This window comes from Micromonospora sp. NPDC049081, from assembly GCF_040648835.1.
GTDB lineage: Bacteria > Actinomycetota > Actinomycetes > Mycobacteriales > Micromonosporaceae > Micromonospora > Micromonospora antibiotica.
Window position 1 is genome coordinate 201,700 of the sequence record NZ_JBEZEK010000004.1, and the last position, 16,456, is coordinate 218,155.

12 protein-coding genes are annotated in these 16,456 nt (G+C 73.1%); all 12 read right to left on the reverse strand.

All coding sequences use genetic code 11. The annotated features are described in order from the left end of the window. Positions 1-2 precede the first annotated feature (2 nt). A complete protein-coding gene (locus AB0B63_RS09590; RefSeq protein ID WP_357016338.1) occupies positions 3-1,964 on the reverse strand; it encodes an ABC transporter ATP-binding protein in 1,962 nt (653 codons plus the stop codon). Further along, positions 1,961-4,069: an ATP-binding cassette domain-containing protein gene (locus AB0B63_RS09595; protein WP_357016341.1), complete on the reverse strand. Its 2,109-nt coding sequence runs from the start codon at positions 4,067-4,069 to the stop codon at positions 1,961-1,963. The genes AB0B63_RS09590 and AB0B63_RS09595 overlap by 4 nt, the downstream gene beginning before the upstream one ends. Then, entirely contained in the window at positions 4,066-6,204 is a 2,139-nt protein-coding gene (locus AB0B63_RS09600; protein WP_357016344.1) for an FAD-dependent oxidoreductase, read from the reverse strand. The genes AB0B63_RS09595 and AB0B63_RS09600 overlap by 4 nt, the downstream gene beginning before the upstream one ends. Next, a complete protein-coding gene (locus AB0B63_RS09605; RefSeq protein WP_208566717.1) occupies positions 6,201-6,995 on the reverse strand; it encodes an SDR family oxidoreductase in 795 nt (264 codons plus the stop codon). Before AB0B63_RS09605 ends, AB0B63_RS09600 begins: the two co-directional genes overlap by 4 nt. Then, entirely contained in the window at positions 6,992-8,140 is a 1,149-nt protein-coding gene (locus tag AB0B63_RS09610; protein WP_357016349.1) for an acyl-CoA dehydrogenase family protein, read from the reverse strand. The genes AB0B63_RS09605 and AB0B63_RS09610 overlap by 4 nt, the downstream gene beginning before the upstream one ends. Continuing rightward, positions 8,137-11,403, reverse strand: a complete 3,267-nt coding sequence (aroA, locus tag AB0B63_RS09615) for a 3-phosphoshikimate 1-carboxyvinyltransferase (protein ID WP_357016353.1) — start codon at positions 11,401-11,403, stop codon at positions 8,137-8,139. Before aroA ends, AB0B63_RS09610 begins: the two co-directional genes overlap by 4 nt. A 21-nt stretch (positions 11,404-11,424) precedes the next feature. Continuing rightward, positions 11,425-12,291, reverse strand: coding sequence for an SDR family oxidoreductase (locus AB0B63_RS09620; protein ID WP_357016356.1), 867 nt, complete (start codon positions 12,289-12,291; stop codon positions 11,425-11,427). Continuing rightward, positions 12,288-12,545, reverse strand: coding sequence for a phosphopantetheine-binding protein (locus AB0B63_RS09625; protein ID WP_208566720.1), 258 nt, complete (start codon positions 12,543-12,545; stop codon positions 12,288-12,290). Before AB0B63_RS09625 ends, AB0B63_RS09620 begins: the two co-directional genes overlap by 4 nt. 29 nt (positions 12,546-12,574) lie before the next feature. Next, positions 12,575-13,705 (reverse strand): 4Fe-4S cluster-binding domain-containing protein, encoded by a 1,131-nt coding sequence (locus tag AB0B63_RS09630; protein WP_357016360.1) that lies wholly within the window; start codon positions 13,703-13,705, stop codon positions 12,575-12,577. Between the two features lie 10 nt (positions 13,706-13,715). Beyond that, on the reverse strand, positions 13,716-14,438 hold the full coding sequence (locus AB0B63_RS09635; protein ID WP_208566722.1) for a Phenylacetic acid catabolic protein: 723 nt from the start codon (positions 14,436-14,438) through the stop codon (positions 13,716-13,718). A gap of 163 nt (positions 14,439-14,601) precedes the next feature. After that, positions 14,602-16,164: a class I adenylate-forming enzyme family protein gene (locus AB0B63_RS09640; protein ID WP_357016363.1), complete on the reverse strand. Its 1,563-nt coding sequence runs from the start codon at positions 16,162-16,164 to the stop codon at positions 14,602-14,604. Beyond that, positions 16,157-16,405, reverse strand: a complete 249-nt coding sequence (locus tag AB0B63_RS09645) for an acyl carrier protein (protein ID WP_357016366.1) — start codon at positions 16,403-16,405, stop codon at positions 16,157-16,159. Before AB0B63_RS09645 ends, AB0B63_RS09640 begins: the two co-directional genes overlap by 8 nt. Positions 16,406-16,456: the final 51 nt, after the last annotated feature.

The following is a 16,456-nucleotide window of genomic DNA, read 5'->3' on the forward strand; positions in this document are numbered from 1 at the left end:
GGTCACCGGTACGCCCTGGCCTGGAGTTCGAACATCTCGGCGTAGTGGCCGCCGGCGGCGAGCAGGTCGGCGTGGCTGCCGACCTCGGCGACGCCACCGTCGGCGAGCACCACGATCACGTCGGCCAGTTGCACGGTGGAGAACCGGTGGGACACGAACACGCTGACCGCGCCGGTCCGGCCGGCCACCTCGCGCGCCTGGTCGCGGTAGCGGGCGAACAACGCGTGCTCGGCCTCCGCGTCGAGCGCGGCGGTCGGCTCGTCCAGCACGACCAGCAGTGGGTCGTCGCGCATGAACGCCCGGCCGAGGGCGAGTTTCTGCCACTGCCCGCCGGACAGCTCGGCGCCGTCGGTGTGGCTACGGCCGAGCGGGGTGTCCAGACCGGCGTCGAGCTGCCCGATCAGGTCCTCGGCGCCGGCCCGGCCCAGCGCCGCCCGTACCGCCGGGTCGTCGTCGCGGCGCGGCAGGTCACCGACGCCGACGGTGTGCCGGGCCGGCAGCTCGAACCGGACGAAGTCCTGGAAACCGGCGGCGATCCGCTCACGCCAGCGCGGCACCGACAGCTCCCCCAGCTCGACCCCGTCGACGAGAATCCGGCCGGACGTCGGTGCCAGCAGGCCGCAGAGCAGTTTGACCACTGTGGTCTTGCCGGCGCCGTTCTCGCCGACGACGGCGACGGTGGCGCCCGCCGGCAGGTGCAGGTCGATGCCCATGACCACCGGCTGCGACCCACCGGGGTAGCGCAGCGTCACCCCGGCCAGCCGGATGCCCTCCCGCAGCCGGGCCGGCGGCAGACCCGCACCCCCGGTGTCCCGGGCGGTGTCGCCGCCGGACGTCGGGTCGCCGCCCACCGACCACGCGTCGACCGACCCCGGGTGGTCGACCGGAGACGGTTCGTCGACCGGGGTGGGCAGGTCGACCGACACGGGGTGGTCGACCGACGCGGGATGACCGGGCGCGGCGGCGTGACCGGGCGGCGCGGGGCGGTCGGCGGTACGCACCAGGTCGTGCACCTCGTCGAGCCGACGGTAGACGCTGCGCAGCCGCTGGAGGTCCTGCAACACCCCGACCGCCGCCGCGACCTGCTGATTGACCTGCGCCGCGATGGTGACGACCAGGATGACGTCACCCACCCCGCGCCGGCCGGCGACGGCGTCGCGCAGGATCACCAGGACCGCCCCGATGTAACCGGCCGTGAACGCCAACTGCCCGGTCATCCGCACCAGGCTCGCCACCAGCTGGGCCCGCCACAACCGTCGGGTGGCGTCCTGCCAGTGTCCGCGGTGCCGCCGCCGCACCTCGCCGGTCAGGCCGAAGATCCGCAACTCCTTGCCGGCGGCGGCATCGGTGCTGAGCCGGAACAGCCCGAGGGCGCGGCGGGTGGATTCGGCACCCCCCTCCCGGGCCCGGTTCACCATCCGCTCAGCCCGCCGCCCGGCCAGCAGCGGCGGCACGGCGGCCAACGGCAGCAGCAACAGCAACGGATGCAGTACGGCCAGCACCACCGTCGTCAGCGTCATCGCCACGGCCAGCCCGACACCGGTGAGTACGGCCTGGAGACCGACCCGGAGCTGTTGGACGTCCTGCTCCAACACGGTGATCTTGTCGGCGAAGTCGGGCCGCTCGACGTGCGCCATCCCGGACGACCCGTTGGTGACGTCCATCAGCTGCTGGTGCACGTGCAGGACGTCGAGTTCGGCGAGTTCGAAGTAGGCGATGTGGGCGAAGTGGCCGAGGGTCAGGCCGGCGATCAACAGGACCGCCACGCCGACGCCGGCGACGCCCGCGGTGACCGGCCGGCCGGCGGTGACCGCATCGAAGAACACCCGCAGCAACACCGCCACCAGGGGCCACGCCACCGCCCCGGCGACGACCAGGGCCAGCGCGGTGAGCGCCTTGCGCCGGTCCTGGTGCAGCGACGTCCGCCACAGCGACCACCCGGCGGAGAGCAGCCCGCGGCTCATCGGGTGCTCCCCGGCGACCCGACGTCCGCCGCTGCGCCACCGGCATCCAGCGGGCCACCGTCGAGATCGCCGTCCACCGCGCCGCCGTCCACCGGGCCGGCCGTTGGCGGGCCGGCGGTTGGCGGGCCGGCGGTTGGCGGGCCGGCGGTTGGCGGGCCGGCGGTTGGCGGGCCGGCGTCGGTGGCGTCGGACGTCACGGGGTCCGGGTGGGCGGCGAAGCGCTGCGCCTGGAGGCTGAACAGCCGGGCGTACCGGCCGCCCCGGCTGAGCAGTTCCTCGTGCGAACCCTGCTCCACCACCCGCCCCTGCTCCAGCACGACGATGTGGTCCGCCCGGCGTACGGTGGCGAACCGGTGCGAGATCAGCACCGTGGTGACCCCCGTGGTGGCGGCGATGATCTCGTCGAAGAACCGCGCCTCGGCCCGGACGTCCAGGCTCGCCGTCGGCTCGTCGAGGACCAGCACCGATGCGCCGTGCCGGACGGCGAACAGCGCCCGCGCGATGGCCACCCGCTGCCACTGCCCGCCGGACAGGTCCACCCCGTCGCGGAGCTGACCGGTCAGCGGGGTGTCCAGCCCCAGCGGCAACGCGTCGAGGGTGTCGAGGATGCCGGCGGCGTCGGCGGCGGCACGGATGCCCTCCCGGTCGTCGGCGTGGGCGATCGCACCCAACGCGATGTTGTCGGCGGCGCTGGTCTCGTAGCGCAGAAAGTCCTGGAAGATGACCGCCAGGTGGCGTCGCCAGTGTGCCGGCGGGAGGTCGTCGACCGGTGTCGCGCCGACGGTGATCCGGCCCGCGTCGGGCAGCGCCAGCCGGGACAGCAGCTTGACCAGGGTGGTCTTGCCGGCACCGTTGAGCCCGACGATCGCGGTGCACGCCCCGGCCGGCAGGGTGAGGTCCAGGTCGGTGAAGACCGGTGTGGTGCGGTGCGGGTAACGGAACGACACCGCCTCGAAGCGGATGTCCACCGGGCCGGCCGGCCGGTCGCCGGCCCGACCCGACGCAGGCTCGACGGCGGGGCCGGCGGCCACGTCCCCGGTGGCCGTCCGGTCGCGCATCCCGGCCCGGAACTCGCCCACCGCCCGGTAGGCGTTCATGCCGAACTGGGTCTGCACGTCGGCCTCGGGATAGAACTCCCCGAGCTGGACCGCCGCCAGCACGGCCTGGATCACCAGCGCCAGCCGGGTCAGCCCGACCTGCCCGTCGCCACCGGCCAGGCCCAGCGCGGCGAGCACGGCGACGAGCACCGTCAGTCCGACCGCCGTGTAGAGGAAGTAGGGCTTGAGGTAGACCCGTCGCCGCTGCGCCCACACCGGGCGCATCCAGTCCAGGTACGCCTCCCGGTACTGCTCACGCAACCACGGCAGCAGGCCGAAGATGCGGATCTCCTTGGCCGCCGGCCGGCCCATCGCCACACCCCGGAAGTAGGTCAGCCGGCGGATCCGGGCCACCACCGAACCGTAGATCGCCGCGTACCGGCGCAGGCCACCGCGTTGCCCGTGCCGGAACGCCAGCACGGCCACCAGCAGGCCCAGCCCCGCCGACCAGGCGAAGGCCGCTCCGACGATCACCGCGTACCCGAGGAGTTGTCCGTAGCGGGCGAGCAGGGCCAGCATCCCGGCACCCGCCGCCCCCGGACTCTGGATGCCGTGCTCGACCTCGCGGGACGCCTCGGTGAGCTGTTCGAGCAGCGCCTGGTCCTCCAGCGGGGTCGTGCTGACGCTGCTCAACGCCGCCGTCATCAGCTCGTCGGCCACCCACCCGTCGATCCGCCGCTGCACCAGCAGACCCGTGGCGACCTGCAGCTGGGCCAGCAGCTGCTGGGCGCTGAGCGCGCCCGCCGCCACCACGAACGCGGTCACCAGGTGACCGAAGGCCGGCGCGTCGACGCCGTCGCGGACCGCCTGCGGCAGCCACCCGATCATCCGGCTCGTCGCGACGACGAACAGCACGGGCGCGGCGGCGAGCAGCAGGTTGACCACCACGGCGGCGCACACCGCCGGGCCACCCGCCCGGGGCAGCAACCTGACGATGCGCCACCGGTCCTCGGCGGTCCGCCGCAGCACCCCGGCCACGGTGTCGGAGGCCGTCGCGTCGGCGGTCATGCCGGCTCCCCGACCCGCAGGGCCCGACCGGTGCCGCGGGCGGCCCGCTGGAACGCCAACGCCGCGGCGTGCCCCTCGGCGATCGCCCGGACCGCGTCCAAGCCGACGGTGTCGCGGGCGCCGCCCACCACCCGGTGCCAGACCCCGACCCGGCGTACCGTCCGCACCAGGGCGTCGGCGGGCAGCTGGCCGGCGGCGACCACCACCGTGTCGGCGGGTACGGACCGGGCCGCGCCGGTGCCGTCGACCAGGTGCACGGCGTCGGGGTCGACACGCAGGCCCCGGACGCCCGTCACCACCGTCACCTGCCGGCGGCGCAACTCGGCGAGCACCGCCCACCGGGTGGAGCGTCCCATCCGGGGGGCGAGCCGGTCACCGCGCAGCAGGATGGTGACCTGCCGGGGCGGGCCGGCACCCGGCTCGCTGGCCAGGTGGGCCAGGTCCACGGCGATGCCACCGCCGCCGATCACGGCGACCCGCCGGCCGAGCGCGTCGTCGGTGAAGGCCGTGCCGTAGTCGCGCACGTGCGGCAGGGCCCCGCCGGGCAGGTCCGGCCGCCTCGGCACCACCCCGGTGGCGACGATCACCCCGTCGTAGCGGCGCAGCAGGTCCTCGTCGGCCCCGGCGACCGGCCGGCCGGTGTGCAGCACCACGCCCAGCCGGGTCAGCTCGGCGGTGAGGAACCGGATCGTCTCGGCGTAGTCGGCCTTGCCGGGCACCCGGCAGGCCAGCCGGAACTGCCCGCCGGGTTCGCGGTCCGCCTCGTAGACGGTGACCCGGTGCCCGGCCAGGGCCAGGTCGTGGGCGGCGCGCAGCCCGGCGGGGCCCGCACCGACCACCGCCACCGCCCGGGACCCGGCCACCGCTCCGACCCGCACCACCGGCCCGGCGCGGGTCACCGGCTCGACGTGGATCACCGGCTCGGCCGGCATCGGTGGGTCGGCCGAGCCGGTCGGGTCGGTCGAGGCCGGCAGTTCGGCCGAGGCCGTCGGGTCGGTCCCGGCCGGCGCGGCACCGGACCCGGGGTCGGCCTCCCGGCCGACGAGCGGATTGACCATGCAGGACACCACCGCACCGACCAGCGAACGGTCTATGCAGGCCTGGTTGCACGCCACACAGATGTTCACCGGGCGGCCCGCACGGCTGCGCTCGACCAGCGCCGGGTCCGCCAGGAACGGCCGGGCCATCGACACCAGGTCCAGTGTGGTGCCGGCCAGGATCGCCTCGGCCTGCGTCAGCCGGTTGATCCGGTTGCTGGCCAGTACGGGCAGCCCGCCCACGGCGGCCTTGACCACCGACGCCACCGGCACCCAGTGCCCCGGCGGCACCACCGCCTGCACCGTCGGGACGGGTGACTCGTGCCAGCCGACGCCGACGTTCAACGCGTCGGCACCGGCGGCGACGAGCGCCCGCGCGTACTGCGCCACCGTGTCCCGGTCGGTGCCGCCGGGCAGCAGGTCGTCGCCGGTCATCCGCATCACCACCGGGAAGTCGGCGCCCACCGCGGCGCGGACCGCCCGCACCACGGCCACCCCGAACCGCATCCGGCGCTGCGGATCGCCGCCCCACTCGTCGTCGCGCCGGTTGGTCAACGGGGAGAGGAACTGGTCGATCAGATAGCCCTCCGAGCCCATGATCTCCACGGCGCTGAAGCCGAGCTCCCGGGCATGGTGTGCGCCCCGGGCGAAGTCCTCGACGATCCGGGCGACCCCGGCGGCGGGCAGCGCGTCCGGGGTGAGCCGGGAGATCGGGCTGGGCACCGCCGACGGGGCGACCGGGCGGGGACCGTCGGCCGCCGGCCGGGCGTACCGTCCGGCGTGGAACAGCTGGAGGGCGAGCAGGCCACCGGCCGCGCCGACCTCACCGGCGACCCGGCGCAGCCGGTCCCGGAAGGCGGCGTCGTCGAGCACCCCGAAGCCGGGCACGTCGGCACCGGCGGCGCTGACCGCAGCACCCCCGGTGACCATCAGCCCGGCACCCCCGGCGACCCGGGCCAGATAGAACGCCGCCAACGCCCGACCGTCGTCGTCCCGGTTCTCCCAACCCAGGTGCATCGCCCCCATCACGATCCGGTGCGGCAGCGCCAGCCGACCGATGCGGCCGGGACGCAACACCCGCTCCAGCCCGGTCGTCATGCCAGCGGACCGCTCAGGTCCCGGGTGAACGGCGGCGCGACGATCGACAGCCCGCCGTCCACCACCAGGGTCTGCCCGGTGACGTACTCGGCGGCCGGGGAGAGCAGGAAGGCGATCACGTCGGCGACCTCCTGGGCGGTGCCCATCCGCTGCTTGGGGATCAGCGGCAGCACCCCGGACAGCGGGGCCATGCCGGGCACGTCGTAGAAGTAGCCGGACGACTCGGTCTCGATGATGCCGCCGTTGACCGCGTTGACGTTGATGCCCCGGCCGGCGAACTCCACGGCCATGTACCGCACCCACGCCTCGATCGCGGCCTTGGCCGCACCCAGGTTCGCGTACGTCGGGTAGGCGCGGATGCTGCCGTAGCTGGACAGCGCGACGATCCGGCCGCCGTCGGGCATCAGCCGCACCGCCTGCTGCGCGCCCAGCACGAACGAGCGCATGTTCATCGCGTACGACCGGTCCAGGTGGTGCGGCTTGAGGTCCATGATGTTCTTGAAGGAGCTGGCTGCCGCGTTGCACACGAAGTAGTCGAGGGTGCCGAACTCCCGCTCGACCACCGCGAAGAGCCGTTCGATCTCCTCGGGTTGCTCCACGTCGGCGGCGACCGCGACGGCCCGCCCCCCGAGCTGCTCGATCTCCTTGCGGACCTGCTCGGCGAGTTCGGCGTTCTTCTTGTAGTTGACCACCACCGAGGCGCCGCCCCGGGCCAGGGTGAGCGCCAGCGCCCGGCCGATGCCCCGGGAGCTGCCGGTGATCAGCGCGGTACGCCCCTGGTAGCCGGTCATCGTCCGGCCGCCAGGATCTCCCGGGCGATCACGGTCTTCTGGATCTCGTTGGTGCCCTCCTCGAAGCGCTGCGCGCGGGCGTCGCGGTAGACCCGTTCGATGGTGCTGCCCTCCCAGTAGCCGATGCCGCCGTGCGCCTGCAACGCCTTGTCGGTGACCCGGGTCAGCATGTCCACCGCGACCAGCTTGGCCATCGAGGACAGCGCCCCGGCGTCGCTCTGGCCCGCTTCCCAGCGGCGGGCGGCGTGCAGGGTGAGCTGCCGGGCGGCCTCGATGTCGGCGGCGTTCTCGGCGAGCGCGAACGCGACCGCCTGCCGGGCCGCCAGCGGTTTGCCGAAGGTGACCCGGTTGCCGGCGTGCTCGACGGCCAGCTCCTGCGCCCGACGGGCCAGCCCCACGCAGGTCATCGCCACGCCGATCCGGCTCGGGGTGAGGAAGCCGCCGAGCGCGACGGCCAACCCGTCGCCCTCCTCGCCGAGCCGGTTGGCGACCGGCACGGGCGCCCGGTCGAAGGTCAGGTGCGCGTGGTCGGTGCCGCGTACACCCATGGTGTCGGGCATCGGGTGGACCCGGACGCCCTCGACGTTCCGGTCCACCATCAGCGCCACCGTGCCGTCCTTGCCGGTGCTGCCCGCGCACCGGGCGAACAGCAGCCAGTAGTCGCAGCTCACCCCGAAGGTGATCAGGTGCTTCTCCCCGCTGAGCAGGTAGCTGTCGCCGTCGCGGGTCACGCTGGCGCGCAGGTCGGCCCCGGTGCCGGCGGTCGGTTCGGTGAGCGTGAACGCGACCCGCAGGTCCCCGGCGACCTGCGGCAGCACGAACTTCTTGCGTTGCTCGTCGGAGGCGAACTGGTCGATGGAGCGCCACACCCCGTTGGACACGTGCACGATCATCCGCAGCGAGGCGTGCGACATCGAGAACAGTTCGAGCAGGTGCAGGTACTGGGTGAAGGACAGGCCGGCCCCGCCGTAGTCGACCGGCGCGGCGAGGCGCAGGTAGCCCCGGTCACGCAGGTCGGTCCAGAGCTGCGCGGGGACACTGCGGTCGCGTTCGATCACCGTCGCGTACGCCTCGCCGGGGCCCCGGACGAACGCCTCGACCTCGCGGGCCAACGTCTCGAACGACGTGCCATCGGCCTGGGTCACTCTGCCTCCTCGCCGATCGTTGCGCTGATCTGGTCACGCAACACGAACTTCTGCACCTTGCCGACCACGTTGCGGGGCAGCGCGGTGACGGTCTCCAGCCGCTCGGGCCAGTACTGTTTGGCGACCTTGTGGCCGTCGAGGAACCGCTGCATCTCGGCGAAGCCGAATGCCCCGCGGGTCACCACGAACGCACAGGCCCGTTCGCCGAGGCGGGGGTCGGGCATCGCCACGATCGCCACCTCGCGCACGGCGGGGTGGGTGTGCAGCAGTTGCTCCACCTCCGCCACCGGGATCTTCTCGCCGCCCCGGTTGACCACGTCGGTCACCCGGCCGGTGATCCGCAGGTAGCCGGCGTCGTCGATGGTGGCCAGGTCGCCGCTGCGGTACCAGCCGTCCGGGGTGAGCGCCGCCGCGGTCAGGTCGGGGCGGTCGAGGTAGCCGGCGAACAGGCAGTCCCCGGCGACCTCGAAGTTGCCCTCCACGCCGGGGCCGAGGACGGTGCCGGCGTCGTCGGTCACCCTGATCCGGATCCCCTCCAGCGCCCGCCCGTCGGTGCCCCAGGCGTGTGCCGGCGCGTCGGTCGGCGCACCGAGCGTGCCGAGGCACGATTCGGTGGAGCCCCAGGCCCCGCAGACCGCCGCGCCGAGGGTCCGGGTGGCGTGTTCGGCGAGGTTGCGGGGCACCGCCGCGCCGGTGGCGACGAAGACCCGCAGCGCCGGTGGTGGCTGCCCGCCCGTCTCCACGGCCTCGACGAGGTCGGCGAGGAAGGGGGTGGCCGCCTGGACGAAGGTGGAACGGGTGTGGTGCAGCGTCTCCAGCGCGGTCCGGCCGTCCCAGAGCGGTTGCAGCACCACGGGTGCGCCGATGGTGAAGCCCAGCCACATGCCGTAGAGGAAGCCGGTCTGGTGGGCCAGCGGTGACGGGATGAACAACCGGTCGGCGGCGGTCAGGCCGAGGTGCCGGGCCTGCATCGCGGCGGCCCGGGTCAGCGTGTCGACGCGGTGCAGCACGCCCTTCGGCTCCCCGGACGTGCCGGAGGTGAACATCAGCTGGGCCAGCGCCGCCGGGTCGGGCCGGTGGGCGGCCGGTGCCGCGCCGTCGGGACGCTGCCGGGCCAGCGCCGGGCCGAACCACTGCCAGCGCAGGTCCGTGGTGTCCGCCGGCAGTCCGGCGGCGTCGTCCGGTGCGGCGGTGCCGGCCGGGATGACGGTGCCGTCGGGGCTGGTATGGCTGTCCGGGATGACGGTGCCATCGGCGGTGGTGTGGCTGTCCGGGGTGGTGTGGCCGGCGACGACGAGGACGTGGGCCACGCCCGGGGCGTCCGGGCCGGCCAGCATCGCCGCGGTCTCGGCGAGGTGCGCGCGACCCCGGAACCGGTCGGGGACCACCAGCACCCGGGCCCGGGAGCGGCGCAGCAGCCGGCCCATCTCGCGTTCCCGGAAGAACGGCATCAGCGGGCAGCAGACCGCGCCGATCCGGGTGGTGGCCAGGGTGAGCACCACGAACTCGGTCCAGTTCGGCAACTGCCAGGCGACCACCTCGCCGGGGCCCACCCCCAGCTCCCGCAGCAACGACGCCGCCTGGTCGGCCCGGCGGTCCAACTCGCCCCAGCTCAGCGTGGTGCCGGGCCGCCCCGGCGAGGCCGCCTCGATCACGGCCTCGGCGTCGGGGCGCGCACCGGCGTGCCGACGGACCAGCTCGGCGACGGGTGTCTCGGCCAGCCGCGACGGTGACGGCAGCGCCACCGACCGCCCCCGTGCCGACACCCCGACCGACGGCGTCGGCGTCACCACCGGTGGGGTCGGTGCCGATACCCCGACCGACGACGTCGGCGTCGGTGCCGGCGTCGCACCCGGTGGTGTCCCGGCCGGTGACACCGGGGACGGGCGGGCCGGCCGCGGGTTGTCGGGGCGCAACCAACCGGCCGGCTCGCCGGCGGCGGGTCGGGGCAGGCGGCGGGCGCGGGCCCGGTCGACCGACATGTTGAGGCCGACGCCGTTCATCTGGTCGAGGAACTGCGGGAAGGAGATCCGGTGGGCGTTCGGGTAGGTCAGCCGGGTCTCGCCGGTGGCCCGGGAGGCGGCCACCGCCAGCGCCATCAACACCCGGTGGTCGTTGAACGAGGACAGGTCGGCCTCCCGCAACTGCCCGACCCCCTCGCAGACGAGCCGGTCGCCGTCGAGCCGTAGCCGACCGCCCATCCGGTTGAGTTGCAGCATCGCCGTCACCCGGTCGGACTCCTTGAGCCGTACGTGGGCCACGTTGTCCAGCACGGTGGTGCCGTGCGCGTGGGAGCCGAGGACGCTGAGCACCGGCAGCATGTCGGGCACCGCGCGGCAGTCCACCCGCACCGGGGCCAGCCGCAGCCCGTCGTGGCGCACCCTGATCCAGCCGGTCGCCGGGTCACGGGTCAACGGCACGCCCATGGTGGTGAGGCTGTCCAGCAGGTGCGCCTCCGGATGGTCCAGCTCCCCGGCGGGGACCGCCGGCAGGCCCCGGAACAGCACGTCGGACGGGTGCAGGGCGGTCGCGGCCAGGCCGAACGCGGCGGCGCCGACGTCCGGGGGCAGCCGTACCACCGCCGGGGTGGGCCGCTGGCCGGCCTCGACGTCGTACCGGCGGCCGTCGCCACTGACCTGCACGTGCAGGCCGAACTGGCGCATCATCGCGACCGTCAGGTCGACGTAGGACCGCTCGTTGAACTCACCGACCACCTCGATCGTGGTGGGCCCGGTGGCGAACGGGCTGACCAGCAGCAGGCTGGAGATCCACTGGGAGAGGGTGCCGGGGATCCGTACCCGGCCCCCGGTCGGCGGGCGGGCGGCGACCCGGATCGGCAGCAGTCCGCCGGTCGAGCTGATCTCCACACCGATGCCGGCGAGGGCGTCGAGCAGCGGGCGGATCGGCCGCCGTCGGAAGTACTTCTGCCCGGTGATGCCGACCGGGGTGTCGGCCAGGGCGGCCAGCCCGGTGAGGAAGTAGAGCGTGGTGCCGGAGCTGCCGACCGAGATCTCCGGCCGCACCGGACGGTACCGGCCGCCGCGCACCACGAAGGCGTCGTCCTCGACGGTGACGGCCGTGCCGAGGTCACGCAGCGCCCGGATGGTGTGCTGCACGTGACCGGCGTGGCAGGCGCCGTGGATGCGACTGGTCCCGTCGGCCAGCGACGCGAGCATCAGCGCCCGGTGCGCGTGGTACTTCGACGCCGGAACGTCGAACTCCCCCACGAGTGGCTCGGCCGTGCCTTTGATGACGAGACGCACAGTCCCTCCCCGCAGTGTGTGTCAGCCGGCGGTGTCTGGTGGCGACGGTGCCGCCGGAGCCGGGGCTGGCCCCGGGGCCGCAGCCGGTCCGGGGGCCGCGACGCCGCCGAAGACGGCGTGCATGCCGCCGTCGGCGTGCACCACCTGCCCGGTGGTGTACCGGGACAGGTCCGACAGCAGGAACAGCACCGCCCCGACCACCCGGGCCGGGTCGGCGCGGTCCCAGCCCAGCGGCGCCCACCGCTCGTACTGGTCGGCCAGGGCGGAGAAGGTGCGCACCCCGCGCGCCGACACGGTCTCGACCGGCCCGGCGGCGACGAGGTTGACCCTGATCCCGGTCGGGCCGAGGTGCATCGCCAGGTAGCGGCAGACCGCCTCCAGCGCCGACTTGTAGACCCCCATCCACCCGTATCCGGGCAGCGCCCGGGTCGAGTCGACGGTCAGCCCGACCACCGCGCCGCCGCCGGGGGCCTGGCTCAGCAGCGGCGACAGCGCGGTGGTGAGCTGCTGGAACGAGTACGCCGACGCGCGGAACCCGTCGAGCACCCCACCGGCTGCGGCGGTGACGAACCCGGCCCCCAACGCGTCGGGCGGGGCGGCGGCGATGCTGTGCAGCACCCCGTCGAGCTGCCCCCAGCGGCTGCCGATCGCCTCGGCCAGCTCGTCGACGCTCGCGTCGGACATCACGTCCAGTTCGAGCACCTCGGGGCGGGACGGCAGCAGCTCGGCCACCCGTCGGGTGATCCGGCCGACCCGCCCGTACGAGGTGAGGATGACCTCGCAGCCCTCCCGTTGCAGGGCCGCCGCCACGTGCCAGGCGATGGACTCGTTGTTGAGGACCCCGGTGACCAGGTAGGTGCGCTTGTCCAGGCTCAGCAACGAGCTCAACGCGACGCGCCCGCCACGATCCGCTCGACGAGTTGACCGACGGTGACGTCCGCGAGTTCGCTGCGCGGGATCTCCACCCCGTACTCCTTGACGACCATGGCCATCAGGTCGGCCACGTCGAGCGAGTCGATGTCGAGCGCGTCGAACTTGGCGTCGGCGCTGATCGCGTCCTCCTCGACGCCGAGGTCGATCAGTTCGGCGCGCAGGCGCTCCTCGACGGCAGGGGCGGTGATCTCAGTCGATGGAGAGGACATCCGGTGCTCCTTTTCTCGGTGCGGGTCGCCTAGGCGGCGAGCGGGGCCTGGCGGGCGAGGTTGGTGTGGTGCCGTTGCGCCCAGTACCACTGCCGCCAGTAGCTCTCGGCCAGCTCCAGCCAGGTCTCCAGCCGGCCGCTGTCGTCGAGGAAGCGGTTCATGCTGACCAGCAGCCAGCTGTAGACGCCCTGGCTGTCCCGGCAGTCCGCGCAGTTGCCGGAGGTGCAGCAGAACTGGAGGGTCTGGTAGTCGGCGCCGTAGACGGCGAAGCCGTCCAGGACCGGGTTGCCGTTGCGGATCCGCTCGGCGTGGTCCGGGTGGTCCACGCTGATGCTGGGGCAGACGTCGTAGCCGAACTGGCCGTCCCAGTGGGTGCGCCCGGTGATCAGCGCCTCGATGAAGTACGGGTGGCAGACCACCGTCTCGGGGTACGCCTGCTTGACCCGGAGCGCCTCGGCGAGGGTGCGCTGCTCGTTCTCGATGCGCAGGGCGTGGTCGCTGCCGTGGGCGGAGTAGAAGTTGAAGGTGACCTGGTTGCCGTTGTCCTGGATGGCCCGGACGGTCGGCTCGACGTACCGCAGACCCTCCTCCGACAGCGCGTACACGAAGATCACCCGGGGGTCGTTGCGGTAGTGCCCGAGGGCGGTCTCGAACAGCCCGGAGAACGACGAGCCGTTGACCCGGTAGCCGCGCAGCGCGTCGTCGAGCGGGCCGCCGCCGAACAGGCTGATGGCGACCGCGACCTGCTCGAAGCCGACCATGGGCAGCGGCCGGATGCCGTTGGTGGAGATGGTCACGTACGGCAGCCGCTCGACGAACGGCACCACCCGGGGCAGGACCAGGGTCGGCTCGCCGCCGATCAGGGTCGCCTGGGTGACGCCCTTGGCCACGAGCGAGTCCACGAACCGGGAGATCAGCTCCGGGTCGGAGGTCTCGGGGACGGCCGCGTCGAAGCCGCCCTCGAAGTACCAGCACCCCTTGCACCGGATGTTGCAGGTGGTGGTGAGGTGCACCTCGGTCGCGCTGACCCGGCGGCCCATGTCCCGTACGACCTGCAACCGCGCGGCCAGGTCGGGGCGGTCGGCCAGCAGGGACGCCAGACGGGTCTTTGCCTCCCGCCGGGACAGCGGACGGGGATTGATCGCGATGGGAGTGGGCATGACCGTCCTCTCAGGTGCCTGCGGACGGGACGACGAGCCCCAGTGCGTGGATCCGGGGAACGACGGTGTCCTCCCACTGCTGCAAGGCCTCGCCGTTGGTGGTGCGGCGCAGGCCGTACCGGACCGCCCGCTTGGAGCGCTCGGATTCGGGCGTGCCGAACAGGTCGCGGAACACCGGCCAGAGCCGGTCCAACGCGGCCTGCAACTGCTCGCGTCCCTCGTCGGTGGTGGCGAGGTTGCGGCAGACCCGGGCACCGTGCGCGATGTGGATCTTCTCGTCCAGGATGATCGTCCGGACCGCGTCCGCCCACGGTTTGTAGCTGCCCTGGGCGAACTCCTTAATCATGATCAGGGCGCTCTCCTCGCCGATGTAGGAGTAGATGCCCCGCTCGGCCCAGGTGGTGCACTGGTGCAGCCGCTTGTCGGCGAAGAGCCGACGCTCCTCGATGGTCTGGCTCTCCATGTGCGAGGTGTCGATGCCGATCTCGGCCAGCACCCGCTTGCCGATCTTGTAGTGGTCGTACTCCTCGGCGGCCCGCTCGGCGCAGACCTGACGCTCCTCGGCGTTGGGCGCCAGCGGCAGGAACATCATCGTGTAGTCGTCGCCACCGGAGAGCTCACCCTCCGTATTGATCATGATTTGACTGATCAGTGCCTTCTGGTAGGCCCGAGGCATCCGCTTCAGCTCTTCGGGGGTACGGACCACCACTTCTTCGTCGTCAAGGATCTCCACCGACATAACGCAGACCGCCTCCTGTCGCCATTCACACCCGCAAATTACGGAAAAGGGGACACCGGCGCTACCGCGCCGCCACGACGGACCCGGGACGACTCCCGGTGACCCGATCCCCTGCGAAAATTCCCCCGTTCCTCCTCGCCCGCCACCGACGGTGACGTCAGGTCAGGTTCTCGATCGCCAGCCTGCGCACGTCCGACCGTTGGATCTTGCCGAGCGGAGTACGCGGAAAACTGTCGACCCCGATCTCCTTGACCGGCACGAACCGGCGCGGCACCTTGAAGGCGCTGAGCTGTTTCAGCAACAGCGCACGCCATTCGTCGTCCCGGGCCTCCGCGCCGGGCAGCAGGGTGTAGACCAGCACCAGCTCCACCCCCGTCACCGGGTGCGGCAGCGCGGCGACCACCGCGTCTTCGATCCCGTCGAGCTGCGGCACGACGTTCTCGATCTCGGCGGGATAGACGTTCTCCCCGCTGACGATGACCATGCTGTCCATCCGGTCGACGATGGTCAGCTCACCGCGTTCGTCGAGGTGGCCGAGATCGCCGCTGCGGACCCAGCCGTCGACCAGCCGCCCGGCGGTGAGTTCCGGCGCCTGCTCGTACCGGGTGAAGATGCTCGGCCCGCGCATCAGCACCTCGCCGCTCTCCCCCGGCGGGACGTCCCGGCCGGCCTCGTCGACGACCCGCACCTGGGCGAACGGCACCGGCAGCCCGGCCGTACGGCGGTCGGCCGGCCGACGGTCCCGGGGCTCCACCACCGTCAGGGAGGTCATCTCGGTCATGCCGTAGACCTGGAACACCGGGATGTCGAAGGTGGCCTCGAACCGGTGGATCAGCTCGGGGCTGAGCGCCGAGCCACCGGCGAGGACCCCCTTGAGCCGGCTGGCGGCCGGTCGTTGCGGTCGTTCGACCAGGTGCGCGAGGTAGGCGTTGACCACCAGGGTCCAGGTGGGCCGGAACCGGTCCACGTAGGTCCAGAACCGGGCCAGCGCCACCTCCGAGCGGACGCAGACCGAGCGCCCCCCGGACCACAACGGCGTCAGCGTGGGCAGGCCCTGCCCACCGACGTGCAGCATGGGGATGACGTTGAGGAAGACGTCGTCGCGGCCCGCGTCGGCCCACTTCACCATGGCCAGCGAGTTGGCCAGCAGGGCGCGGTGCGACAGCACCACCCCCTTGGCCGCGCCGGTCGAACCGGAGGTGTACACGATCTCGGCGTCCCCCGCCGCGCCGCCCGGAGGTGCGGGCAGGTCCCCCGGGTGCGCGACGCCTCGGTCGAGGACCTCGGTGAGGAACACCTCCGCGTCGTCTACAGGCAGCCAGCGCCGGCCGGGCGACGCCTTCGCGGCGGTCGCCGACGGACCGAGCACCAGCCTGACGTCGGCGTGGGCGAGCAGGGTGTCCAGCTCGGCCGGGCCGGACTTCGGGTTCAGCGGCACCAGCATCCGCCCGGCGGCGATGATCCCGAGGAAGAGCAGCGCGGCCAGCGAGGAGTTGTGCAGGACCACGGCCACCCGGCCGCCCGGTGGCACCCGGTGCTCGTCGAGCAGCGCCGCACAGCCCCGGGTGAAGGTCAGCACGTCGGTGAAGCTGACCACCCGCCCGCCGGGCTCCGCCGGGAGCAGGTACGGGTCGTCGCCGTAGGCCGCGGCGGCCTGGGAGACGAGGTCCAGCAGGTTCGCCGTGACGGTGAGATCCGGCTCGACCAGCGGACTAGGCATGCGACTCGTCGCGGACGGCGGACTCCTCGACGACGGCGCAGAGCCGGTTGACCGTGGGCGTGTCGAAGATGACGTCGACCACGTCCACCCCGTACGCCGCCTCGACCCGGGTCACGATCTCCACCGCGCCCACCGAGTCCATGCCGAGCTCGACGAGATCGTCGTCGGGGCCGACGGTGGCCCTGTTCAACACGTCGGCGCAGATCGAGGTCATGTTCTCATGAAGATCGGTCGTGGTCACTGAAGCGGTCCCCCCATGTCAGATCACCACACGGGCCACGGCAACGTTGCG